The organism is Streptomyces sp. XY431 (assembly GCF_001279805.1).
Lineage (GTDB): Bacteria > Actinomycetota > Actinomycetes > Streptomycetales > Streptomycetaceae > Kitasatospora > Kitasatospora purpeofusca.
In genome coordinates this window covers 12,258-35,338 of sequence record NZ_LGDO01000488.1, presented here as the reverse complement: position 1 = coordinate 35,338, position 23,081 = coordinate 12,258, and the positions used below count along the sequence as shown (strand labels likewise).

At 74.1% G+C, this 23,081-nt stretch carries 23 protein-coding genes; 9 read left to right on the top strand and 14 right to left on the bottom strand.

The genetic code is table 11. From position 1 onward, the window contains the following. The first annotated feature begins 19 nt into the window (after nt 1-19). Nucleotides 20-382 carry an ATP-binding protein gene (locus ADK60_RS33280; protein ID WP_053650668.1) on the top strand — a complete coding sequence of 121 codons (363 nt, stop codon included), beginning with the start codon at nt 20-22 and terminating at the stop codon, nt 380-382. Nucleotides 383-704: 322 nt separating this feature from the next. Here ADK60_RS33280 and ADK60_RS33275 read toward each other — a convergent pair whose 3' ends face one another. The 8 genes from ADK60_RS33275 to ADK60_RS33240 all read right to left on the bottom strand — a co-directional run bounded on the left by ADK60_RS33275 (nt 705) and on the right by ADK60_RS33240 (nt 7,667). Beyond that, entirely contained in the window at nt 705-1,613 is a 909-nt protein-coding gene (locus ADK60_RS33275) for an aminoglycoside phosphotransferase family protein (protein ID WP_199839812.1), read from the bottom strand. Nucleotides 1,614-1,679: 66 nt separating this feature from the next. After that, on the bottom strand, nt 1,680-2,945 hold the full coding sequence (locus ADK60_RS33270; RefSeq protein WP_079008899.1) for a serine hydrolase domain-containing protein: 1,266 nt from the start codon (nt 2,943-2,945) through the stop codon (nt 1,680-1,682). Nucleotides 2,946-3,199: 254 nt separating this feature from the next. Continuing rightward, nucleotides 3,200-3,970: a CDP-alcohol phosphatidyltransferase family protein gene (locus ADK60_RS33265; protein WP_053650666.1), complete on the bottom strand. Its 771-nt coding sequence runs from the start codon at nt 3,968-3,970 to the stop codon at nt 3,200-3,202. 106 nt (nt 3,971-4,076) lie between these two features. Continuing rightward, the gene (locus ADK60_RS33260; RefSeq protein WP_045940623.1) at nt 4,077-4,799 is read right to left on the bottom strand and encodes a YidC/Oxa1 family membrane protein insertase; all 723 of its coding nucleotides are present in this window, start codon (nt 4,797-4,799) and stop codon (nt 4,077-4,079) included. Nucleotides 4,800-4,886: 87 nt separating this feature from the next. After that, on the bottom strand, nt 4,887-5,183 hold the full coding sequence (locus ADK60_RS33255) for a DUF6412 domain-containing protein (protein ID WP_353651784.1): 297 nt from the start codon (nt 5,181-5,183) through the stop codon (nt 4,887-4,889). 76 nt (nt 5,184-5,259) lie between these two features. Further along, the gene (locus ADK60_RS33250; protein WP_159400694.1) at nt 5,260-5,790 is read right to left on the bottom strand and encodes a hypothetical protein; all 531 of its coding nucleotides are present in this window, start codon (nt 5,788-5,790) and stop codon (nt 5,260-5,262) included. Then, the gene (locus ADK60_RS33245) at nt 5,787-7,238 is read right to left on the bottom strand and encodes a hypothetical protein (protein ID WP_053650664.1); all 1,452 of its coding nucleotides are present in this window, start codon (nt 7,236-7,238) and stop codon (nt 5,787-5,789) included. The genes ADK60_RS33250 and ADK60_RS33245 overlap by 4 nt, the downstream gene beginning before the upstream one ends. Nucleotides 7,239-7,244: 6 nt before the next feature. Further along, nucleotides 7,245-7,667: a hypothetical protein gene (locus ADK60_RS33240; RefSeq protein ID WP_053650663.1), complete on the bottom strand. Its 423-nt coding sequence runs from the start codon at nt 7,665-7,667 to the stop codon at nt 7,245-7,247. Nucleotides 7,668-7,798: 131 nt separating this feature from the next. Here ADK60_RS33240 and ADK60_RS33235 point away from each other — a divergent pair, with 131 nt between their 5' ends. Then, entirely contained in the window at nt 7,799-8,083 is a 285-nt protein-coding gene (locus ADK60_RS33235; RefSeq protein ID WP_053650662.1) for a type II toxin-antitoxin system Phd/YefM family antitoxin, read from the top strand. Beyond that, nucleotides 8,076-8,498 (top strand): type II toxin-antitoxin system VapC family toxin, encoded by a 423-nt coding sequence (locus tag ADK60_RS33230; RefSeq protein WP_234326004.1) that lies wholly within the window; start codon nt 8,076-8,078, stop codon nt 8,496-8,498. Before ADK60_RS33235 ends, ADK60_RS33230 begins: the two co-directional genes overlap by 8 nt. Nucleotides 8,499-8,576: 78 nt before the next feature. Here the strand turns inward: ADK60_RS33230 and ADK60_RS33225 are convergent, their stop codons facing one another. Then, on the bottom strand, nt 8,577-9,692 hold the full coding sequence (locus ADK60_RS33225; protein ID WP_053650661.1) for a Gfo/Idh/MocA family protein: 1,116 nt from the start codon (nt 9,690-9,692) through the stop codon (nt 8,577-8,579). A 396-nt stretch (nt 9,693-10,088) separates the two neighbouring features. Beyond that, nucleotides 10,089-10,868: an HAD-IIA family hydrolase gene (locus tag ADK60_RS33220; RefSeq protein ID WP_045940627.1), complete on the bottom strand. Its 780-nt coding sequence runs from the start codon at nt 10,866-10,868 to the stop codon at nt 10,089-10,091. 265 nt (nt 10,869-11,133) lie between these two features. Here ADK60_RS33220 and ADK60_RS33215 point away from each other — a divergent pair, with 265 nt between their 5' ends. The 3 genes from ADK60_RS33215 (at nt 11,134) to ADK60_RS33205 (ending at nt 14,562) form a co-directional block, all read left to right on the top strand. Further along, nucleotides 11,134-12,450 (top strand): low temperature requirement protein A, encoded by a 1,317-nt coding sequence (locus ADK60_RS33215; RefSeq protein WP_079008898.1) that lies wholly within the window; start codon nt 11,134-11,136, stop codon nt 12,448-12,450. A gap of 102 nt (nt 12,451-12,552) precedes the next feature. Beyond that, the gene (locus ADK60_RS33210) at nt 12,553-13,281 is read left to right on the top strand and encodes a uracil-DNA glycosylase (RefSeq protein WP_234371417.1); all 729 of its coding nucleotides are present in this window, start codon (nt 12,553-12,555) and stop codon (nt 13,279-13,281) included. A gap of 369 nt (nt 13,282-13,650) precedes the next feature. After that, nucleotides 13,651-14,562, top strand: coding sequence for a glycoside hydrolase family 6 protein (locus ADK60_RS33205; RefSeq protein WP_234371415.1), 912 nt, complete (start codon nt 13,651-13,653; stop codon nt 14,560-14,562). Here ADK60_RS33205 and ADK60_RS33200 read toward each other — a convergent pair. Both ADK60_RS33200 and ADK60_RS33195 read right to left on the bottom strand, forming a co-directional pair. Further along, on the bottom strand, nt 14,559-15,845 hold the full coding sequence (locus ADK60_RS33200) for a polysaccharide deacetylase family protein (RefSeq protein WP_045940628.1): 1,287 nt from the start codon (nt 15,843-15,845) through the stop codon (nt 14,559-14,561). The genes ADK60_RS33205 and ADK60_RS33200 overlap by 4 nt on opposite strands. A 233-nt stretch (nt 15,846-16,078) precedes the next feature. Continuing rightward, on the bottom strand, nt 16,079-16,675 hold the full coding sequence (locus ADK60_RS33195; protein ID WP_053650659.1) for a DedA family protein: 597 nt from the start codon (nt 16,673-16,675) through the stop codon (nt 16,079-16,081). Nucleotides 16,676-17,295: 620 nt separating this feature from the next. On the opposite strand from ADK60_RS33195, the gene ADK60_RS33190 reads away from it, so the two are divergent. Next, nucleotides 17,296-18,411 carry an LLM class flavin-dependent oxidoreductase gene (locus ADK60_RS33190; RefSeq protein WP_053650658.1) on the top strand — a complete coding sequence of 372 codons (1,116 nt, stop codon included), beginning with the start codon at nt 17,296-17,298 and terminating at the stop codon, nt 18,409-18,411. A 6-nt stretch (nt 18,412-18,417) separates the two neighbouring features. On the opposite strand, the gene ADK60_RS33185 is transcribed toward ADK60_RS33190, so the two are convergent. Further along, entirely contained in the window at nt 18,418-20,598 is a 2,181-nt protein-coding gene (locus ADK60_RS33185) for a putative bifunctional diguanylate cyclase/phosphodiesterase (RefSeq protein WP_079008896.1), read from the bottom strand. A 394-nt stretch (nt 20,599-20,992) separates the two neighbouring features. Further along, nucleotides 20,993-21,421, bottom strand: coding sequence for an OsmC family protein (locus ADK60_RS33180; protein ID WP_045940640.1), 429 nt, complete (start codon nt 21,419-21,421; stop codon nt 20,993-20,995). A 334-nt stretch (nt 21,422-21,755) separates the two neighbouring features. Between ADK60_RS33180 and ADK60_RS33175 the strand changes: the two genes are divergently transcribed. Together ADK60_RS33175 and lepB are read left to right on the top strand one after the other, a co-directional pair. Continuing rightward, the gene (locus tag ADK60_RS33175; RefSeq protein ID WP_053650657.1) at nt 21,756-22,118 is read left to right on the top strand and encodes a chorismate mutase; all 363 of its coding nucleotides are present in this window, start codon (nt 21,756-21,758) and stop codon (nt 22,116-22,118) included. Between the two features lie 158 nt (nt 22,119-22,276). Next, complete coding sequence (gene lepB / locus ADK60_RS33170) at nt 22,277-23,074, top strand: signal peptidase I (RefSeq protein ID WP_079008895.1); 798 nt, start codon at nt 22,277-22,279, stop codon at nt 23,072-23,074. Nucleotides 23,075-23,081: the final 7 nt, after the last annotated feature.

Genomic DNA, 23,081 nt, shown 5'->3' with positions numbered 1-23,081 from the left:
TGCACCGCTGGGAGTCCCCATGTGTAACCGCAACACCCCCTCCCTGACCGTCGCCCGCGAGGCCCTCCGCTCCGCCATGGCCGTCGCGGGCTTCCGCCCCGACGTCATCGCCGACGCCGAACTCGCCCTCGTCGAGCTGATCGCCAACGCCTGGCGCCACGGCCGTACGCCCGCGCCCGTGGTCCTCGTTCTCATCCTCGGTCGGACGCTCCGCGTCTCCGTCGGCGACGACTCCTCCGACCTCCCCGAGCACCGCGCCCTCGCCGACCTCGCCGAATCCGGTCGGGGCCTCCAGCTCGTTCAGGGCCTCACCCACCGCTGGGGCGCCGAACCCCAGAAACGCGGCAAGCTGGTGTGGTTCGAGCTCGACCAGGCCGCGTGACCGTGCTCGGGCTGCTGATCCTCATCATCGCGGCAGCCATCGTCGGCGCCGTCTGCCGGCTCCGGTCGGACTTCCTCCACGGCCGTCACCACGAGGAGTAACCCCGCGCGCCCGGCCTGACCGGCTGCCCGGTCGGCCAGGTCGGGGCGCACCTCATCGTCCCCGCAGCCAGGAGCCCAGTCCATCTGCCGATCGGCGGGGCGCATCTCCTCCTCCGAGCGCACCCGGACGACCGGTGAACTGCGCGAGGGGCATCGGCTCGCCATGGGCCCGCGCCCGGACCACCGCACCTGGTGGACCCTGGTCCGGCCCTGACGACGGCTCAGGACTCGGCGAGGATCTCCCGGATCACATGGCGCGCGTTCTCCGCCATCGCCGGGTTGGTGTGCCGGTAGTACGGCAGGGCGTTCAGCGCCAGGGCCAGGGCCCGGCCGCGCCCGCGCCGCCAGGTGGCGTCGTCCACGTCCAGCGCCGCGCGGTAGACCGCGCGGGCGTCGGGCGGCAGCAGGTTCCAGGCCGGCATCAGGTCGCAGGAGGGGTCGCCGACGCCCGTGCAGCCGAAGTCGATCACCGCGATCAGCCGTCCGTCGCCGTCCACCAGCAGATTGCCCGGCAGCAGGTCGGAGTGCAGCCACACCGTCCGCCCGTCCCAGGCCGGCGCGGCGAGCGCGTCCTCCCAGAGGGCGGTCACGGCCGCGCAGTCGACGCCCTCCGCGGGCAGTGCCCGCAGTTCCCCGATCGCCGTCCTGGTCTCCTCGTCGAGCAGTTCGATCGGCCCGCCCCGGTAGGCGGGCGGGGCGTCCGGCAGGGTGAGCGACCGGATCGCGGTCACGAAGCCGGCGAGGTCCTCGGCCAGCCGTACCGGCTCGCGCAGCGCTCCCGGCCGGGGATGGACGCCCTCCTGCCAGCGGTACACCGACCACGGCCACGGGTACCCCTCGGCGGGCCCGCCCGCGCCGAGCACCTCCGGGACGGCGACGGGCAGGAGCGGCGCCAGCCTCGGCAGCCACTCCTGCTCCATCACCAGGTCGGGTGCCCCCCAGTCCACCAGCGGCAGCCGGACCACCATCTCCTCGCCCAGCCGGTACATGGCGTTGACGGTGCCGCCGGAGGGGAAGCGGGTCACCGGCAGTCCGGCCCACTGCGGGAACCGGTCGGCGACCAGGCGCCGGACGAGGTCCTCGTCGATCGGGTGCTGGCCGGGGTGCAGATCCATGGTGTCGCTGTTCATGGGGCACTATCCGACCGTCGTGCCGCCCGGCGGGGCAAGTGTTTTTCGGCTGCCCGCCGCCGGGCCTCAGCGGCCGGGGCCCCGCAGGGCCGCGAGCGCGTCCACCGCCGTACCCGCCGGTGCTGTTGTGCCGCAGAGCGTCTTCACCGCGAGCGCGACGACCGCCGTTTCCACCCCGGACTGGTCGGTGCCCTCGTACGGGTTGTACGACAGCGCCACCTGCCGCTTCCCGTCCGCCGTGCCGAACAGCAGCGTCCCCCAGCCGGGCAGGCCCCCGTCGTGGCCCCACAGCGGGCCGCAGCCGAAGTCCGCCTGGGCCACGCCGAGCCCGTAGGAGCTGTGGCCCGACCCGGTCGGCACGGTCGTGGTGAGCGCGGCCTGCTCGGCCGGCCGCAGCAACCTGCCGCCGAACAGGGCGGCGTGGAAGCGGTCGAGGTCGGCGGTGGTGGAGATGCCGTTGCCGGCCGCGTCGCCGACGGTCGGGTTGAGCCTGGTGATGTCCGCCGGCCCCTCCGGCAGCTTGGCGTAGGCGCGGACGTGCGGGCCGCGCAGCCCGGTCTCCGAACCGGGGAACACGGTGTCGTCCAGGTGCAGCGGCCGGACGATCCGCCGCGTCACCTCGCTCTGCCAGCTGTGGCCGGTGAGCTTGTCGATCAGCAGGCCGGCCAGGATGTAGTTGGTGTTCGAGTACTTCCAGCCCTGGCCCGGGGCGAAGTACGGCGGGTGCGCGACGCCGATCGCGACCAGCTGCTCCGGCCGGTAGTCCTGCCAACGGCGGTCCCCGAGGGCGTAGTCGCGCAGGCTCGCCTCGTCCTGGTAGAAGAACCGCGGGTCCTCGGTGTAGTCGTACAGGCCGCTGCTGTGGTTGAGCAGCTGGCGGACGCTGATCGCGCCGCCGTTGGGGACGAGGCCCGGCAGGTGGCGCTCGACCGGGTCGTCCAGCCGCAGCCGGCCCTCCCCGACCAGCTGCAGCACGACGGTCGACACGAACGCCTTGGTGACACTGCCGATCCGGAACCGGCCGTCCGGCCTGACCGGCTGCCCGGTGGCCAGGTCGGACGTGCCCACCGCGTCGCGCCAGATCCGCCGGCCGTCCTCCCGGACCTCGGCGAACGCGGCCGTCGAGGAGCCGTCCGCGACGAACGCCCGCAGCTCCGCCCGCGCGTCGACCCCACCCCGGCGGGCATCGGCCGGGGCGGGCGCCGCCATCGCGGCCGGGGCGAGTGTGCCGACGGCGGCACCCGCCAGGGCGACGGCGGCCAGCCTCCTGCCCAGTCGGCCGCGCCCACGCAACTTGCCTTCCGGATAACTATTTTGACTGAACGTCATCATGAACCCCTCCGGCCCGGACCTCGGGCCCTCCGGGTCCAGGCTGGCAGCCGCCCCGGCCGGCCCGCGTCATCCTGCGGACCGGCCTCGGCCGCCCCCGGCCGTCCGACGGGGGGAGCGGGTGCCCCGGTCGAACGGCGGGGGTCGGGCGGCGGCCGCTCGGCATCACCGGGCTTGACAGCGGGCGGCTTCGGTGCATGTCAACGCGGCGCCCCCAGCGGTGAGTTCGCCCCGGCGGCGCCCGACCGCGCGGCGGGCTACCGCAGTCGCGAGGAGGACAGGATCGAGGCCAGGTGAGCCACCACCATGCCCCAGGTGATCGCCGCGATACCGGCCACCACCGCCCTGGTCGGGCCGATGCCGCCGACCGCCACGTCCGCCACCGCTGCCGCCAGCAGCACCAGCGAAGCCTCGATGCCGTTGGTCACCCGGTGGATCTTGAACACCGACGCCAGCCGGCGCGCGGTCGCGATGCCCTGCGAACGCGGCTGCGTCGACTCCTCGTCCGCCGGAGCCAGCCCGCTGCGCGCCCGCGCCACGTCCACCAGATCGGTCGACGCCTTCAGCAGCACCACACCGAGCGCCGCCGCCAGGCCCACCGACACCCACAGCTCCGACCCGCCCCGGGCCGCCCGGACACCCGCGCCGGCCATCAGCGCGGCGTCCGCCAGATACGCGCCGAGCCGGTCCACGTACACCCCGGCCGTGCTGAACCGCCGCTTCCAGCGGGCCACCTCGCCGTCGACGCAGTCGAACAGCAGGAAGCCCTGGAACAGCACCGCCGCCAGCACCGCGCCCACCGGCCCGGGGACCAGCAGCGCCGCCCCCGCGCCGACCCCGCAGACCACCATCAGCCAGGTCAGGGTGTTCGGCGACACCGAGGTCCGCACCAGCTGCCGGGTGACCCGCAACGACACGGCGCGCATGCAGAGCCGGCCCGCCCAGTGCTCCCCGTTGCGGCTCGCCAGCTTCGCCCGCGGCTGACAGACCTCCCGCAACTCCGCCAACGCCGGCGCAGCGACCGCCATGACGCCACCCTTCCCTTCACCTGAGCCCACCTGCGTGATCGTCCGGCCGACCGGCCCAAACGATCACACAGGCTAGAGCAGGCCGGGCGGTCCGGCCGATCCGGCCTCAGACCAGCGCCGGAACCGCGGGCTCCGGCGTCCCGTCCCGGTGGAGCCAGGCCCGCTCGGCCGCCGTCCAGGTGCTGGTGGTCAGCAGGTACACCGCGGCCGCCAGCGGGACGAGGGCGGCGAACAGCACGGTGCCGAAGGACAGGTACGGCAGGAACGCGAGCCCGGGCTGCGCCGGTGCGTCCTGCGCCGACTGTGCCGCCTGAGCCGCCTGCTCGGCCTGGGCCCGGCGGGCCTTCCGGAAGTTGACGTACCCCAGCGCCGCCAGCCCCGCGTACAGCACCGCGAACACCGCCCACTCGCCCGCACCGTGCGCCGAGCCCACGTGCAACCCCAGCGGGGCGCCGAACAGGGTGTGGCCGAGCAGGTCGTTCGGGGTGGTGAACAGCCGGTACATCACCGAGAAGAACGGGATCTGCACCAGCATCGGCAGGCAGCCCGCGAACGGCGAGGCCTTCTCCTCCCGGTACAGCTCGGCGAGCGCCGCCTGGAGCTTCTCCGGGCGGCCCTTGTGCTTGCGGTTCAACTCGGCGATCCGCGGCGCCAGCCGGGTCCGCGCCTTCTCGCCGCGCGCCGCAGCCCGCGCCAGCGGGTGCAGCGCCAGCCGGACGCAGACGGTGAACAGGACGATCGCGAGCGCGGTCGGGACGACCTGCGCGAACGCGGCGACGACATCGTGGGCCAGGCCGACGGCCGGGTCGAGGATTGCGAAAACGGACATGGTGGAGCGAGCCCTCCGGGGGTCTCGGGGTACGAGTGATCGACGGAGGACGGCCGCGACGGGCCGGTGGTGAAGGAATCCCCGGTGCTACGCGGCCGCCGGGACCGCTCCCGGGGCCCTCGGGCGCTGACGGCCCCGGGCATCCGGATCACGCTGCGGGAGGAAGGCCGTCCGGGCCGCGCGCCTGCGCAGCACCCCGGCCCGCACACTCGCCGGCGCCCGCGCCCCCAGCAGCCGCGCGACGACCAGCGCCCCCGCGACCGCCCCGGTCACCAGCACCACGGCGGCCGCAGCCGCCACCGACGTCAGCGACCCGCCACCCTCGGCGAGCCACTCCCCACTCAGCACCCGGAGCAGCCCGAGCAGCATCGCGACCACGGTCACGTCCCTGCCTCCTCTGCGCTCCGGACCAGTACTGCCAACGATGATGCCAGACGGGGCGGCCGACCGGATCCCCGTCTCAGGGGGTGCGCACGGCACTCACCCAGATCTGGCTGGTCCCGTCGGGCCGAGGGGCGAGGCAGACGGAAGTCGCGGTCACGTGTCCGGGTGGACGGGATTCGAAGAGGCCACAGGTCATCGAGGACTCGGTGCGAGGATCGGGCGCCCCGATGTGGACGAGACCGTCGTCGGTACCCGGATCGAGGGGCTTGCCCGCGCGCCACTCGGCCACGGCGAGACCGTCCCTGAACGTGCCGGTCTGCTCACTCGGCAGCCGGAACGACTGGACGCCGAGGTCGTACTGGAATCCGTTCTGGTGCCCCCACCGCACGTCGACCGCCAGGGTGGGCACCGGCACCCGTGTCAGATCGGCGACCTGCTCCGCCGTCGCCGACATCCACGAACCCGGCCGGCCGCTGTCGTCGGCCACTCTCCGGTCCGTCTCGTACGCCCAGTACAGGAGGGCCACCGGCAGCAGCACGGCACCGGTGAGCAGCGCGACCACCAGCCGTCGTCGGCGAATGAACTGTCGGTCGGGCTGCCGATTCATCGGTCCTCCCGGCCCGGATCGCTCCGGGTGCCGTCCCGGGTGCCGCTCGGCCGGTCGGGCACTCCGGGCAGGTCCGCCGAGGACTCGGGCAGGGCGACGGTCCTCGGGGTGCTCCGCCCGATCAGGTCGTACTCCCTGGCCAGGCCGGTCTGGTGGAGTGCGGCCATGTCGCTGTCCTTGATGTTGGTCCCAGCGATCGGCGTGCTCTTGCCGGGGTCCCAGTTGTAGCGGTCCCAGATGTGGACCTGGTAGTGGATCGAGACCTGTGGCTTTCCGTCCGGTCCGGGCCGGGCGGTGACCACGCCGGAGGTGGCGAATGCGTGGCTGCCGATGGCCAGGTACCAGTTCCGGGTGTCCGCGGTTCGTTGTTGGGCGGCCTCGATCGGGACCGCCACCGGAGCACCGCCCGACTGCGCGAAGGCATCCAGGGCCGTCTGCCGCCACGCTGCCCGGTTGGCGGTGATCTGCCGCTCCACCAGACCGCTGAGTTTCTGATCGTCACCGAGCATGCGGTCCACGTCCACGGTGAGTGGTTCTCCGCTCGCGGCCAGGAAGTGTTCCATGTGGCGCGCGGCGTCGGTGTATCCGACGAACGTTCCACCGCCCACGAGCAGCGTCTGCGCCGCCACTCCGATCGCGTAGTCCCCCGGGCCCGGTGGCCGCTGGGCGAAGTCCCCCGCACCCGCGTCCGGCGCGTGCCACTCGTAGTCGACCGGGCCCAGCACACCCGCCGCGACCAGCCTCTCCCCGTCCGCCGCCAGCAGCCCGGCGCGGACGCTCGGGTCCAGCGCGCCCCACCAGAGCCGCAGGGCCTTCGGGTCGGTCGGCATCCCCGCGGCCCGGACGAGGTCGCCACGGGCCTCCGCCACCGCCCCCGGTCGCGTCGCCGGGTCGACCTCGGCGGGGTCGAGGGTGCGGAGGGCGGCCGCCGCAGTGGCATCGGCCTCGGTGGCGGCCGTGACCGCCTTCCGCATCGCCTCGACGTGCTGCTGGAGTTCCTCCCACTGCCGCCGCCGGTACGCGATCGCGTCCGGGTCGTTGCGGTCCTCGGGCGGGAGCGGGGGCAGGGTGACGGTGCCGTCACCGCCGACGGTGGCGCCGAGGGCCTCGGCGTCGCCGATGGCGCGCAGCAGGTCCTGCTGGGCCCGGGTGAACGCGGACGCGGCCCGGCGGAGGGCGGCGGTGACGGCGAGGGCCTCGTAGTGGAAGGCGGTCAGCTCGTCGGCGAGCAGGCCGATCTCCCGGGTGGCCTCGTCGGCCGCGAGGCCGCTCCAGGCGCGGGCGCCGGCCGCCGCGAGAGGGCTCGGTGCCGCGCCGGTGAGCGGCCGGAGGACGCCGGAGCGGACCTGGCCGGCGATCTGTTCGGCGTGTCCGGCGAGGCCGTTCCAGGTGTCCCCGGTCCGGTCGAGCGGGCCGAGGGCGGCGTGCCGGAGCCGGTCGAAGGTCACCACGGCTCAGGGGGCCCGGAATGCGGAGGCGGCGGCGGTGTCGGCCGACCGGTAGGCGGTGGCGGTGGCCTCCAGTCGGTCGGCGGCGAGGCCGAGGCGCTGGTCGAGGCTGGTCCAGCGGGTCTTCCACCAGCCGAGGACCTGGGTGAGCGCGGCACCGGTGGCGAAGCCGTCGGCGGTCAGGGCGAGGGCGGTGGCGCCGGTGTCCGGTTCGGCGCGGCCGACGGCCTGCCGGAGTTCGGCCTGGAGGCGCCGGGAGGCCGTGGCGGCGAGCCGGAGTGCGGCCGGTTCGACGTGGACGGGTGCGCCGGCCGAGGGGCCGTTCGCCCAGGGGCCCGGTCCGGCGGCGGGGCGCGGGATGCCGGGCGGTGGGCCGTCCTGGCCGTGGAGCCACGGATTCTGCTGTGCTTCGGTGGTCGTGTCGGCCACGGTCGGAGCCCCCCAGCGTGATCGGTCGATGTCGTACGGTAACGCGGCGCCGGGTCCGGGGGTGGTGTATTTCCGGCGGATCGGTGCGCGAGGCGTAGCCGCGGGTGCTACACGGGGCTACCTTGGAAAGCATGAAGACGATTACCCAGCGGGAGTTCCGGAACAACTCCGCCGCGGTGATGGACGCGGTGGAGGCGGGGGAGATCTTCCACATCACCAGGAACGGGGTCGAGGTCGCGGAGCTGCGGCCGGTGGCGGGGCGCCGGCGGCTCACGGCCGAGGAACTGGTGGCGCGGCACGTGAAGCTGCCGCGGGTGGACTACCAGCAGATGCGCAAGGAGTCCGAGGAGTACTTCGGGCCGGAGGAGCTGGTCGGGGACGAGGACGGCGACCCGTTCGAGCGGCGGCGTGGCTGAGCGGCGGCGGGCCGCCCGCCGGCGGCCCGCCGGGGTGCTGGACACGTGCGTCTACATCGACCTGGCGCTGCTGAGCCCGGCCGATCTGCCGGCGGTGCCGGAGCTGACCGCGATCACTTTCGCGGAGCTGCAGCAGGGCGTGTCGATGGCCCGTGACCCGGTCAGCCGGGCGGCCCGGCTGGAGGTGCTGGGCGCGGCGATGGCGGACTTCGACCCGCTGCCCTTCGACGGGGCCGCCGCGGCCCGCTACGGGACCCTGGTGACGCTGACGATCGCGGCCGGCCGGCAGCCGCGGCCGCGGCGGATCGATCTGATGATCGCCGCGATCGCTTCCGCGCACGGGCTGCCGCTGTACACGCGCAACATCTCGGACTTCAAGGGGCTGGGCTCGGCGGTCGAGGTCATCGGAATCTGAGCACCCCCGCGCCGCCACCCGCCGCCCCTGCCCGCCGCCCGCGCCCACAACGGGGCGCGGGCGGCCGACGGGGCGGGGTCAGGCGGAAGCGTCCTCGAGCCGGACGGCGGTGCCGGTGGCGGCCGAGGCGCGGGCGGCCTCCAGGACGGTCAGGGTGGCGACGGCGTCGCGCGGGTCGACCGGGGGCGGGGTGCCGGGGGTGGCCAGGGCGGCGGCCACGCCCGCGTAGAACGCGGGGTAGTCGCCGGGGTCGGTGGGCAGCGGGGTGGTGGACCCGTCGCTGCCGAGGGTGCCGTACCGGGCGGGGTCGTCGGCGCCCCAGGGCATGGTGCCGTCCGGGCGCAGGCCGGTCCGCAGGGCCGCCTCCTGGGGGTCCATGCCGGGCTTGACGTATCCGGCGGCGTCGCCGAGGACCCGCAGCCGGGGGCCGACGAGCGGGGCGATCGCGCTGGTCCACAGGTGGGAGCGGGTGCCGTTGGCGTGGGTGAGGGCGAGGAAGGCGTCGTCGTCGACCACCGCGCCGTCGCGCCGTACGTCGATCTCCGCGTACACCGTGTCGACCGGCCCGAAGAGGGTGAGCGCCTGGTCGACGAGGTGGCTGCCGAGGTCGTAGAGGGTGCCGCCGACCTCGGCCGGGTCGGCGAGCTCGCGCCAGCCGGGCTTGGGCTTGGGCCGGAACCGCTCGAAGCGGGACTCGAAGCGGTGCACCCGGCCGAGCGCGCCCTCGCGGACCAGGCGGGCGGCGGTGAGGAAGTCGCCGTCCCAGCGGCGGTTCTGGAAGACGGTGAGCAGGGTGCCGGTCGATCCGGCGAGCGCGCAGAGTTCGCGCGCCTCGGCGGCGGTGGCGGCGAGCGGCTTGTCGACCACGGTGGCCAGCCCGGCCCGCAGGGCGGCGCGGGCGAGCGGGGCGTGGGTGCGGTTGGGGGAGGCGATGACGACCAGGTCGAGCGCGTCGGGGTCGGCGAGCAGCTGCTCGGGGGTGTCGAGGGCGCGGGCGTCGGGGTGCTCCTGCCGCAGCTGGGCCCGGCGGTCGGGGTTGGCGGTGACCACCGCGGCGAGCCGGAGTCCGGGGGTGGTGGCGATCAGGGGCGCGTGGAAGGCGGAGCCGGCCAGGCCGTAGCCGATCAGACCGATGCGGAAGGGCGGGCGGGAGCCGGGAGCTCCGGGGGCGGCGGGGCGCGCGGAGGTGGTCATGCGCCCTACTCAACCACGGTGTGCCCGGTTGGCCCCGGTTTCGGCGTCGGACCCGGGGCTTTCGGACCCGGCGCCGGACCCGGGGCTTCCGGACCGGTGCCGACAGTGCCGGTCGGTCAGGTGGTGCCGCCGCGGTGGGGGGCGCGGCGGCGGCAGACCCGGGTGGAGACCGACGGTGGTGGCCGCCGGGGCCGGTGCGGGGGACCCGGCGTGGCGCTCACGCTAACCGCGCCCGGCCGCGCCGCTGAGGGGTCATCGGTGCGGTTAGGGGCGGCTTAAGGAGTCCTTGAGGGGCGGCCGGACCGCTCCGGGCGGCGGCCGCCACGGCGAAGGCCCTCCCGCGCGGAAGCGGGAGGGCCTTCGAGGTGCCGTGGGACCAGGGTCGGTGAGCGCGTCTCAGATCAGGTCGACCAGGTCCGCGATCGAGTCGACCACCTGGGTCGGCCGGTACGGGAAGCGCTCCACCTCGCTGGCCAGGGTGAGGCCGGTGAGGACCAGGAAGGTCGACATACCGGCCTCCATGCCCGAGACGATGTCGGTGTCCATCCGGTCGCCGATCATCGCGCTCCGCTCGGAGTGGGCGCCGATGGCGTTCAGACCGGCGCGCATCATCAGGGGGTTGGGCTTCCCGACGAAGTAGGGCTCCACGCCGGTGGCCTTGGTGATGAGGGCGGCGACCGAGCCGGTGGCGGGGAGCGCGCCCTCGGCCGACGGGCCGGTCTCGTCCGGGTTGGTGGCGATGAACCGGGCGCCGTCGTTGATCAGGCGGACGGCCTTGGTCATGGCCTCGAACGAGTAGGTCCGGGTCTCGCCGAGGACGACGAAGTCGGGGTCGGTGTCGGTGAGCACGTAGCCGACGTCGTGCATCGCGGTGGTCAGTCCGGCCTCGCCGATCACGTACGCGGTGCCGTTCGGGCGCTGGTCGGAGAGGAACTTCGCGGTGGCCAGCGCGGAGGTCCAGATGTGCTCGGCGGGGACGTCCAGGCCCATCCGGGAGAGCCGGGCGTGCAGGTCGCGCTGGGTGTAGATGGAGTTGTTGGTGAGCACCAGGAACGGCTTGCCGGACTCACGCAGCCGCTTGATGAAGGCATCGGCGCCGGGGATCGGCACGCCCTCGTGGATGAGGACCCCGTCCATGTCGGTCAGCCAGGTGTCGATGGGCTTGCGGTCTGCCACGGTGGTGTCTCCTAGGTCTTGCGATGGTTCGAAAATCGCACCGGACCGGACACCAGCGGCCGGCCGGGCGCCAATGGCTGCCCCAACGACGATCAGCCTAGTCGTCCCGGGCCGCCGCTCGTAGGGGCTGCCGACCGGTGGACAGGGGCGGTGCCGGGGCGGTGGGCCGGGGCGGGCTGGTCTAGCCTCGGCACTGCTGTTGCGGGCCCCGCCCCGGCCGATGTCCCGGGCGGGCCCGTTCGCTGTGTGCGCCGAGGAGGGGCGGATGAGCACAACGGGGGAGCTTCCGGTGGGTGCCGAGGAATCGGCGGTCCGGACGGGGGAACGGTCGGAGCGGAGACGGCCGGAGGGCGGACGGTCGGAAGGGAAACGGCCCGGTGAGGGCACGGCCGGGGAGGCGCCGGAGAAGCGGGTCACCTGGGCGGAGCTGTACTTCGATCTGATCTTCGTCTTCGCGATCACCCAGGTCTCCGGCCTGCTGCACCACCGCCACGACCCGCTGGGGATCGTGCAGGCGCTGGTGGTGTTCGTCCCGGTCTACTGGTGCTGGGTCGGCACCACCGTGCAGGCCAACATCCGCGACGTGGACACCGCGCGCGACCGGCTGGGCATCCTGGCCGTCGGGTTCACCGGCCTGGTCATGGCGCTGGCCGTGCCCGGCGCGTACGGGAACCGGGGCGTGCTGCTCGGCGCCGGGTACTGGGCGGCCCGGGTGGTGCTGCTGCTCCTGCTGGTGCGCATCCCGGGGGTCTGGCGCGGACCGTACGGGGTGGGTGTGCTGGTCAGCGGGCCGCTGCTGGTGGCGGGCGGGCTGCTGCCGGAGGGGCCGAGGGTCTGGCTCTGGGCGCTGGCGGCGCTCTGCGACCTGTCCGGGCCGGTGGTGTTCCGCCGCAAGCTGGCCGCCGTCGCCTACCACCCGTCGCACATGCCGGAGCGGTTCGCCCTGTTCCTGCTGGTGGCGCTCGGCGAGTCGATCGTCGGGATCGGCGCCAGCGCGGCCGCGGTCCGTCTCGACGCGGCCGAACTCGTCGCGGTGACGGCCGCGTTCACCATCTCGGCCGGGCTCTGGTGGCAGTACTTCGTCTTCGCCGCCGATGCCATGCGGCACGCCGTCACCGTCGCCGACTCGCGCCGGGACATGGTCCGCCGGGTCTTCCAGTACGGGCACCTGGCGCTGGCGGCCGCGGTGATCGCGGTGGCGGTGGGCTTCGGCGAGACGGTGGCCGATCCCCGCCGGGCGCTGGGCGCGGCCTCGGTGGGGCTGCTGTACGGCGGGTGCGGACTGTATCTGCTGACCTTCGGCTACACGCGCTGGATGATGTTCCGATCGGTCGCCACCACCCGGATCGTGGCGGCGGCGGTGGTACTGGCGCTCGCGCCCGCCATGGTGCGGTGGCCGGCGCTCGCCGCGCTGGTGACGCTCGCGGTGGTGCTGGTGGTGCTGAACGTGGTCGAGCACCGGCGCGTGAACGCGGCGGCGGTGGCGGCGGTCGCGGAACCGGCCCGGGAGCCGGGTGCGGAACCGGTCGGCGAGCCCTCCGGCGAAGCGGTCGGGGACCCGGTTGTCGGTGGGCCTGTGTAGCGTTCGGGGTGAAAGAGGGCGTACGGCGCGAGGGGCGCGATATGCCCGCAGGTCGGGGCGGTGCCGCGGTGAGCGGCCGTCCGGTGGGAGGTAGATGTCGTCGTGACGGACACGGTCGAGGCCAACGTGGGCGGGGCGGAATCGGGAGCCGGTCTGGAGCTGCCGGAGTCCTGGCGGGAGGCGCTGGGCACCGAGACGGAGAAGCCGTACTTCGCCGAGCTGGCGGCCTTCGTGGCGGCCCAGCGCGCGGAGCACCAGGTCTTCCCGCCGAGCGGGCAGGAGTTCTCCGCGCTGGAGGCCACGCCGTACGAGAAGGTCCGGGTGCTCGTGCTCGGCCAGGACCCGTACCACGACGACGGCCAGGCCCACGGCATGAGCTTCTCGGTGCTGCCCGGCACCAGGACGCCGCCCTCGCTGCGCAACATCTTCAAGGAGCTGGACGCCGACCTCGGCATTCCGGCGCCGGACAACGGCTACCTGATGCACTGGGCCGAGCAGGGCGTGCTGCTGCTCAACGCGGTGCTCACGGTCCGTGCGCACGAGGCCAATTCGCACAAGGCCAAGGGCTGGGAGAAGTTCACCGACGCGGTGATCAAGGCGGTGAGCGCCCGCGAGGAGCCGGTGGTCTTCGTGCTCTGGGGCAACTACGCGAAGAAGAAGCTCCCGCTGATCGACACCGAGAAGCACGTGGTGGTCCAGGGCGCGCACCCGTCGCCGCTGTCCGCCAAGCTGTTCTTCGGCAGCCGCCCGTTCTCGCAGATCAACACCGCGCTGGAGGGCTTCGGGGTCGACCCGATCGACTGGCGGATCCCGGACCTCAAGCAGGGCTGAGCCGAGCCCGGTCGCCCCGGGTCGAGCCGTTCCGACCAGGCCCGTCCCTGACGGGCCGTCTCCTCGGTGCGGGCCGCCCGCCGTTCACCTTCCGGTGGACGGCGGGCGGTGCCCGGTGTGCGAAGCTGGGGCCGGACCGGGTCGCCGGGCCGGATCTGGGAGGGGCGGTACGTGCGCCGAGTTGGGCGAGGGGCTGGGTTCCGGCCGGCCGTGGGGGCGGCGTTGCTGGGGCTCGTGGCGGGGCTCGCGGGCTGCGCCGGGGGGAGCCCGACGGGAGCGGTCGGGCCGGCCACCACACCCGCGGCCACTGCACCCTCGGCGGTCGCGCCCGGGGCCACCACACCCGCGGCCCCCGCGCCCGGGGTGCCGGTGCCCGGCGCCCTGCCGCAGCTCCCCGGCCAGACCTTCTACGTCTCCGACCGGACCGCCGCCGCCCAGCAGGTGACCGCCCTGCGCGGCCAGGGCCGGACGGCGGAGGCCGAAACCCTGCTGCGGATCGCCGCCCGGCCCTCCTCGCAGTGGCTGACCGACCAGGCCGCCCGGGGCACCGCCGAGCAGGTGAGCCGGCGCGCCGCCGAGGCCGACCGGACGCCGGTCTTCGTCGCGTACAACATCCCGCACCGGGACTGCGGCCTCTACTCGGCCGGCGGCGCCACCGACGCGGCCGCGTACCGGGCCTGGGCCACCGGGCTCGCGGAGGCGCTCGGTGACCGCCGGGCCTGGGTGGTGCTGGAGCCCGACGCGGTCGCGCACACGCTGGACGCCTGCGGGGTCAAGGGCGATGCCGCCGCCGAGCGCTACGGCCTGCTGGCCTTCGCCGTCCAGGAGTTGAAGAAGCGTCCGCAGGTGCGGGTCTACCTGGACGCGGGCAACCCCGGCTGGGTGCAGGACCGGGCCGCACTGGCCGAGGCCCTGCGCAAGTCCGGGGTCGCGGCGGCCGACGGCTTCGCGCTGAACGTCTCCAACTTCTACGCCACCGACCGCACGACCGCGTACGGCGCCCAGCTGTCCGCCCTGCTGGACGGCAAGCACTTCGTCGTCGACACCAGCCGCAACGGCAACGGCCCGCTGAGCGCGGAGGCGTGGTGCAACCCGCCCGGCCGCGCGCTCGGCACGCCGCCCACGACGGAGACCGGGCAGCCCGGCGTCGACGCCTTCCTCTGGATCAAGAACCCGGGCGAGTCGGACGGCGAGTGCGGCCGGGGCGAGCCCCGGGCGGGGGAGTTCTGGCTCCCGTACGCGCTGGGCCTGGCGACGGCCGCCCCCGCCGGTAGCCCCTAGCCGGCCGTGCCGAGGAAGGACTCCCAGCCGCCGGCCGGCGCCTGCCCCACGTTGAGGGTGCGCAGCTTGCGGAGGGTGGACTGGTCCTGCACCTCCAGCCACTCGACGAGCTGCTTGAACGAGACCAGCCGGACCTCGGGCTTGCCCGCGATCGTCTTGAGGGTCTCCTCGACGGCGTCCATGTAGATGCCGCCGTTCCACTGCTCGAAGTGGTTGCCGATGAAGAGCGGCGCGCGGTTGCCGTTGTAGGCGCGGTCGAAGCCGGCCAGGTAGGAGTCCCTGGCCTGGGTGCGCCAGTCGTTGAACTTGGCCGGGTCCCCGTTGGTGACCTTCGACTGGTTGGCCAGGATGTTGTAGTCCATGGAGAGCACCTGGAAGGTGTGCCCGGGGAACGGGATGCTCTGCAGCGGGAGGTCCCAGACCTTCCCGTCCTGCACCTTCTGGGGCCAGATCTGCTGGCCGCCCGAGGAGCTGGCGTCGTACTTCCAGCCGAGGGCGGCGGCCGTCGGCAGCAGGGCCTTCTGCCCCTCCAGGCAGGGGGTGCGGCCGCCGATCAGCTCCTTCTTGTAGTCGAAGGGGAGCGGGTCGACGTCGGTGAAGCCGGTGTTGGTCCGCCACTGGGTCACGAAGCCGACGGCCTGGTCTATCTCGCTCTGCCAGTCCTCGGGGGTCCACTTGTTGACGCCGTTGCCGTCCGGCCGGGTCGAGCAGAAGTGGCCGTTGAAGTGGGTGCCTATCTCGTGGCCGGCCAGCCAGGCCTGGCTGACGAGCTTGATGGTGTTCTTGACCGCGCCGTCCGACAGGTAGGGAATGTCGGACGCGCCGACCGAGTGCTTCGGCGGGTGGTACAGCTCGGACCTGCCCTTGGGCAGGGCGTATATACCGGAGAGGAAGAAGGTCATCGAGGCCTTGTGCTCCTCGGCGAGCTTGAGGAACCGGGGGAACTGGCCGTCCTCGGTCGCTCCGGCGCCGTCCCAGGAGAACACCACGAACTGCGGCGGGCGCTCGCCGGGCTTGAGCTTCTCCGGCTTGGGCTGGTTCGGCTGGGGGCCGGTGTCGGAGGTCGAGCCGTCGCCGATCGGCTTGCCCTTGGTCGGGGTGCCGCTCGGGGTGCCGCCGGTTGCGGTGCTCGGCCCGCCGGTGGTGGGGGCGGGGGCGGGGCCCGAGCTGGAGCCGGAGGCGGCGGCCGGTCCCGAGCCGCCCCCGGAGCAGGCGGTCACCGCTCCGAGGGCCGCGGTCGCGGCGGTGGCTGTGAGCACGGTCCTGCGCGAGATGCTGCCCATCGTCTCCCCTGGGGTCGTCCGGACCGGGTACGGCCGTGGCCCTGCCCGCATCACTCAATTCGGACAATTGAGTGATTATCCGTCGTTAGGATTGCATGCGGACGCACGGGTCACCAAGGAACCGGGGGCCGCCGACCATGAACACGCTCGGCACGCCTGTACGGGATGCGAAGAAATGTCTTCTGTTGCCGTCCTGTGACGCTTCGCCCGATTCGGGGCGTGCCGTCGAGGCGTCAGCCGAGCGAGAGCCGGCGGTTGCGGCGCACGATCCGCGCGATGGCGGTGCTCACCGCGGTGGCCGCGGTGCAGGAGACCGCGAGGCTCAGCCAGGCGGTGTCGAACCAGTGGCTGTTGAGCCAGCCCAGGGTCACGATGTAGGCCGCCCAGATCATCGCGGCCAGTGCCGACCACCGCAGGAAGCGGTGGGGGTGCGCGGGGGAGTGGCCGATGGCCAGATCGAGGACGGTCCGCCCGGCCGGGACGAAACGGGCGACCACGACCATGGCGGCCGCCGCCCGCGTGGTGCGTTCGTCCAGCGCCTGCTGCACCCGCGCCACGCTCGCCGCGAGTTTCGGGCGGTGTTCGAGTCGCCGGTTGACCATGGGCGCGCCGCGACGGGCCAGCTGGAGCAGCAGCAGATCGCCGAGGAAGGAGGCGGTGGCCACGCCCAGCCCGAGCAGTACGGGCGCGCCGTCTATCTGTGCCGTCTTGAGCACGGCGAGTATGACGATCGTCCCGCTCGGGATGAAGGGGAGGAAGGCGTCGCCGAGGACGGCGCAGAGTGCCAGGGCGCAGATCCACGAGGATCCGGCCAGTGTCGCGATGTCCATGTGCTTCCTCCCTCCAGGCTGCCCGGAGGAGCAGTGGTTGCAAGGGACAACGCTAGCGCCTCGACTTTTCATGCCATGAAGCACCCCGGCTGTGCGCCGGCTCACAGGTGCCGGGCCTCACCGGGCCTCACCGGGCCTCACCGGTCCGGAACGGTGCGTGACCGGGACGGGGCGGGCCCGGAATGGCACGAGCCCCCGGGGCGGGGTGCCGCTCCAGGGGCTCGCGGGGATCGGTCGGCGCTGGTCCAGCCCGACGATCTTGCTGGTGAGTGCGGATCCGGTTGGGTGATCCGCCGGGAACCAAGCCTGCCGGACGCCGGACACCGCCCGCGAGCCCTCCGGCTGGCGACTTCCCGCGCTGGCGTGAAGTCGCCACGGGTGTTCGTCCGCTGGCTCTGCGTCAACCGGGAGCCGGGTCCCCGGGGACCTCCGGCGACGGACGGGACGGGCGTTCGCGAACGGGTCGGCCGGGGCGCGGCCGGGCCCGGGGCGGGGAACAAGGGGGACCGCGGCCGGGGTTGACCACTGTCGGCACCGGCGGCGGCACCGGCCGACCCGGTGGCCGGCACCGGTGCACCGCACCGGCGGACGGAACGACCACGGCCAGGAGGACGGACGGTATGACGACCGAGGACAGGCGGGCGCAGCAGCGGGACGGCGGGAGCACGGCACCCGCCGCGGACGCGATCCGGGGCACGGCCCGGGGAACGGCGCCCGCCCCGCTGTCGATTCTCGACCTGGCCACCGTCGGGGTCGGCCACACACCCGCGCAGGCACTCGCCGCGACCACCACCCTCGCCCGCAGCGCCGAGGAATGGGGCTACCACCGCTTCTGGGTGGCCGAGCACCACGGCATGCCCGGTGTCGCCAGCTCCACCCCGGCCGTCCTGCTGGCCCACCTCGGTGCCCACACCACCACTCTGCGGCTCGGCTCGGGCGGCGTGATGCTGCCCAACCACGCCCCGCTGGCGATCGCCGAGCAGTTCGGCCTGCTCGAAGCCCTCCACCCGGGCCGGATCGACCTCGGCCTCGGACGGGCCCCCGGCACCGATGCCGCCACCGCCCGGGCGCTGCGCCGGGGCCTCGGCGAGGGCGCCGACGACTTCCCCCGCCAGCTCGCGGAGCTGACCCACTTCCTCGACGGCAGCTTCCCGGCCGAGCACGCCTACGCCCGGCTGACCGCCGTCCCGAAGGGCGAGGGGCGGCCGCCGGTCTGGCTGCTCGGCTCCTCCGGCTTCAGCGCCCAGCTGGCCGGCCGCCTCGGGCTGCCGTTCGCCTTCGCGCACCACTTCAGCAGCGTCAACACCCTCCCGGCCCTCGACCTCTACCGCTCGGAGTTCCGCCCCTCCGCCGTCCTCGACGAGCCGTACGCGCTGATCGGGGTGGGCGCGGTCGCGGCCGACGACCGGGACGCCGCCCGCCGCCTGGCCCGCTCCGCGGCCCTCGGCATGCTCCGGCTGCGCCGCGGCAACCCGGGCCCCATCCCCACGCCCGAGGAGGCCGAGTCCTACCCGTACAGCCCGGCGGAGGCGGACTTCATCGACGAGTGGCTGGGCAATGTCGTGCTGGGCTCGCCGGGCGAGGTGGCCGACGGGCTGGAGGCGCTGCGCAAGCGGACCGGGGTGGAGGAGCTGATGGTGACCTCGCACATCCACGGCCACGAGGCGCGGCTGCGTTCCTACGGGCTGATCGCCGAGGCGTACGGCCTGACCGGGGCCCGGGCCTCGGCCGGCTGACCGGCGTCAGCCCCGGTCCTCGCGCCCGCCCCGGCCGTCGCGGCTCTCCAGGCCCTCCCGGCTCTCCAGGACCTCCCGGTTGCCGCGGCTGTCCCGGTTGTCGCGGAGTATCGCCGCGACCAGTTCCGCCTCGCCGGGGCGGGCGAAGTACCAGCCCTGGGCCGTGTCGCAGCCGGTGAGCCGCAGCCGTTCGGCCTGGGCGGCGCTCTCGATGCCCTCGGCGGTCACGGTCAGGCCGAGGGTGTGGGCGAGCTGCACCATCGCGCCCACGATCTGCTCGTCCGCGTCGCTCCGCCGTGCGCCGAACTCGGGGAGCTCCGCCCGGGAGCCGCTCGGGGAGGGGTCGCGGAAGCCCTCGATGAAGGTGCCGTCCAGCTTCAGTACGTGCACCGGGAGCCGGGAGAGGTAGGCGAGGTTCGAGTAGCCCGTCCCGAAGTCGTCGATCGCGATCCGGACGCCCATGTCGGCGAGCGCCTGGAGCGCCTGGAGCGGGCGCCCGCCGGGGCCGAGCAGCGCGCTCTCGGTGATCTCCAGCTGCAAAAGCCGGGCCGGCAGCCCGGTGCGTTCGAGGGCCTGGGCGACATCGGCGACCACGTCGGAGTCCCAGATCTGCCGGGCGGCGAGATTGACGCTGACGAAGGTCTCGGTCTCGGGGAACTCGGTGAGCCAGCGCCGTGCCTGACGGCAGGACTCCTCCAGTACCCACTTGCCGAGCGGCACGATCGCCCCGGACTCCTCGGCGAGCGGGATGAAGCGGTCCGGCGAGAGCGTCCCGTAGCGGGGGTGGCGCCATCTGACCAGGGCCTCGGCGCCGTGCACGGCGCCGTCGGCGAGGCCGACCAGCGGCTGGTACTCGATGGTGAACTCGCCGCGCTCCAGCGCCGGCCGCAGCGCGGTCGCGAGCAGCTGGCGGGTCAGCTGGTGGGCGCCCCGGTCGGGGTCGTAGAGGGTCCACCGGGCCCGGCCGTCGGCCTTGGACCAGTACAGGGTGGCGTCGGCGTCCTTGACCAGGTCGGTGGGGGTGGTCTCCTGCACGGAGCGCTCGACGACGCCGACGCTGGCGGTGACCACCAGGCGGTGGCCGGCCACGTCGAAGGGGCGTTCCAGGGCTTCGAGGATCCGGGCGGCCAGATCGGTCAGCTGCCCGCTGCCCCGGCTGTCGGTCACCAGGACGGCGAACTCGTCACCGCCCATCCGCGCCACCAGCTGGGTGCCGTGCGCGGTGAAGCCGCGCCGGAGCCGGGTGGCCACGGCGATCAGCAGTTGGTCGCCGATGTGGTGGCCGAGCGTCTCGTTGATCGCGGCGAACCCGTCGAGGTCCAGGTAGCAGACGCCGACCCGGGGGCCGTCGTCCTCGGCCCCGGTGGCCGGGCGCGGGGGCGCGGGCGCCGGCTGGGGCGCCGTCGACCGGTCGGCGGTGAGGCAGGCGGCGTCGAGGCGTTCGAAGAAGTACGTCCGGTTGGGCAGGCGGGTCAGCGGGTCGTGCAGGGCCTGGTACTCCAGCCGGTCGCCGAGCCGGCGCTGCTCGGTGATGTCCTCGACCAGGGCGAGCGTGTAGAGCGGCCCGCCCGCGGCGTCCCGGATCAGCGAGACGGTCACCTTGCTCCAGACCGTCCGCCCCTCGCGGTGCTTGAGCTGCTTCTCGACCCGGAGCCGGTCGCGCTCGCCGTTGACGAGGGCCGGGAAGAGCCGGTGCGGCATGCCCTCGGGGTCGACGATCTCGTAGATGTGGGTCTGCACCAGTTCGCCGACGGTGCGGCCGGTGAGCGTGGCGAAGGCGGGGTTGACCTCGATGATCCGGTCCTCGGGGTCGATCAGGGCCATGCCGATGCCGGCGTCCCAGAAGGCGGCCCGCAGCCGGGCCTCGCTCACCCGCAGGGCGGCCAGCAGCCGGTCGCCGCCCTCGGTGGCGGCCGGTTCCGGCGCGTGGGTCCCGGTGCCGGGGCTGTCGTCCACCGCCCGGTGGGCCTCGTCGGAGAGCGGCCGCGAGCAGGTCGGGCAGAGCAGGGCGCCGCCGGACACGCCGTCCAGGACGGCCTGGGTGGTGCCGACGGTGGCCCCGGGGCCGGTGCCGTTCGTGCCGCCGACGGGGTGGGGGGCGGGTGGCGGGAGGTGGTGGTGCGCCCGTGGCTCCTCGCGCCGTACGCCGGGGTGGTGAGCGTCGGCCCCCTCGTTCTGGCCCGGCACGGCATGCTCCCGTCCGCTGCTGACGCTTGACGCTGGTCCGGCCGGTCACCCGACTGCGGCGGCCGGCTCCGCACCCTGCCGGGGCTCCTGCGGGCGGGCGGCGTGGCGGAACGCTCGGGACGGAGCGGGCCGGGCCGAAGCCCGCCTGAGGAACCGTGAGGAACAGGGTGCTGCGGCCGATCATAGGACGCGACGGCAACGCGCGGTGACCGCCGCCAGGGTGATTCGTCGGCTTTGGGAGCAAGTGCGGCGATACATGCGGACGCCCCCGGTACACATCACATGATGTGCACCGAGGGCGCGTGCTCCAGGAGTGCGCCCTCGGGCCCCGGCGGAGCGCCGAACACGCGCCCCACCGGGGCCGAGGAGCAGGAGGAGCGGGAGGACCGGACGGTCAGCCGGCCAGCGAGGCCGTGAGGGTGATGGTGGTGCCGGTCAGGGCCTGGCTCACCGGGCAGTTCGCCTTGGCGTCCTCGGCGGCGGCCACGAAACCGGCCTCGTCCAGGCCGGGCACCTCACCGGTGACGGTGAGGTGGATGCCGGTGATGCCGGTGCCCGGCTGGAAGGTCACGTCGGCCTGGGTGTCGAGCTTGGTGGGCGGGGTGCCCGCGCCGGTCAGACCGTGCGAGAGGGCCATCGAGAAGCAGGCGGAGTGCGCGGCGGCGATGAGCTCCTCCGGGCTGGTCAGCCCGTTCGGCGCCTCGGCGCGGGCCGGCCAGGACACCGGGAACTCGCCGATGCCGGACGACGCGAACGCCACCTGGCCCTTGCCGTCGACCAGGTTGCCTTCCCAAGCGGTGCGGGCGGTGCGAGTGGTTGCCACGATCGGTACCTCCATCGAATCAGGAACTGCTGGTTCGTCACGTCCGGTCCTGCCGCGCCCCAGCCTACGTGCAGCTCCGGGGCCAGCCACAAGTAGCGCATCGGTCTGCCGAGTCCGAAAATCCCTCGGCCGTCCGGGTGAAGGCGGCTCCCGGAGGGCGGGCCGGGGCAGCTCGGAGCACCGTCCGGCGGTCGGTCCGTGTGCCGTCCATATCGTGGACCGATCGGCCAAATGGTGCGGGCCCGCGTCGGGCGTCCTGTTAGATTTGCGCGCGCCCGGGCCCGGCCGCCGGACGGTCGGGCGCAAGACGCGAGAGAGCCGCGGAGCCTTCCCGATGACGGACCACCCCACGACCCCCGACGCCGGACTGCCCGAGGGGGTCGCCGACGCCGTGCGGGCCGAGCTGACCAGCCTGCGCGAGAGTATCGACAACATCGACGCCGCGGTGGTCCACATGCTGGCCGAGCGCTTCAAGGCGACCCAGCGGGTCGGCCGGCTCAAGGCCGAGCACAGGCTCCCCCCGGCCGATCCGGCCCGTGAGCGCGCCCAGATCAAGCGCCTGCGCGAGCTGGCGGCCGGCGCGCACCTGGACCCGGTGTTCGCGGAGAAGTTCCTGACCTTCATCATCGCCGAGGTCATCCGCCACCACGAGGCCATCGCGAGCGACGCCGTGACCGGCGGGAACGACGCGGGCTGACGGCCCGCGCGGCCCGCGTCGGGGGCCGGAGCCGCCGTCGCCGCGGGCCCGGGGGACGCCCGGGGGATGTCGGGCACGGGTAAACGTCCGATTTCGCCTGGATCCCCGATTGGCGTAGCGTGCTGGTTCCCCCGCAGCCGGAGAGTGGAGCAGCGACGATGGCGGTGAACCTGCCGGATACGCACGGCGGCGATGCCGGGGCCGGGACCGCCGCCCCCGGTGCCCCGGTCGGGGGCCGGGCCGAGGCCCGGCGGGCGCGGCGGGCCGCCGAGGGGCGCCGGAGCAGGTCGCCGAAGAACGGGCGGCCGGGGCGCCGGCCGCGGCCGTGGTGGATCGAGATCCCGGCCATGGCGGCGGTGGGCCTGGTGGTCGCGCTGCTGATCAAGACCTGTCTGTTCCAGGTGTTCACCATCCCCTCCGGTTCGATGGAGAACACCCTGCGGATCGGCGACCGGGTCGGCGTCAACAAGTTCGCCCCGCTGACCGGCTGGAAGCCCGAGCCGGGCCAGCCGGTGGTGTTCAAGGACCCGGGTGGCTGGCTGCCGCCGCAGGCGACCGACGGGAATCCGCTGACCGACGCGCTGGGCTCGGCGCTCTCCTTCGTCGGCCTGGTGCCGCCGAAGGACGACAATTACCTGGTCAAGCGGGTGATCGCGACGGGCGGGCAGACCGTGCAGTGCTCGGGCAGCACGCTGACCGTCGACGGCGCCAAGGTCGACGAGCCCTACCTCCACCCCGGGGACGACTCCTGCGCCGGTCTGGACTTCGGCCCGGTGACGGTGCCGCAGGGCCACGTCTGGGTCGAGGGCGACCACCGCAGTGACTCCGCCGACTCCCGGTACCACCAGCGGGGCCCGGGCGGGGGCGCCGTGCCGGTGGACAACGTGGTCGGTCCGGTGTCGGCCGTGGTGTGGCCGCTCGGCCACCTCGACTGGTTCGGCTGGGTCGGCCGCTGATCCGACC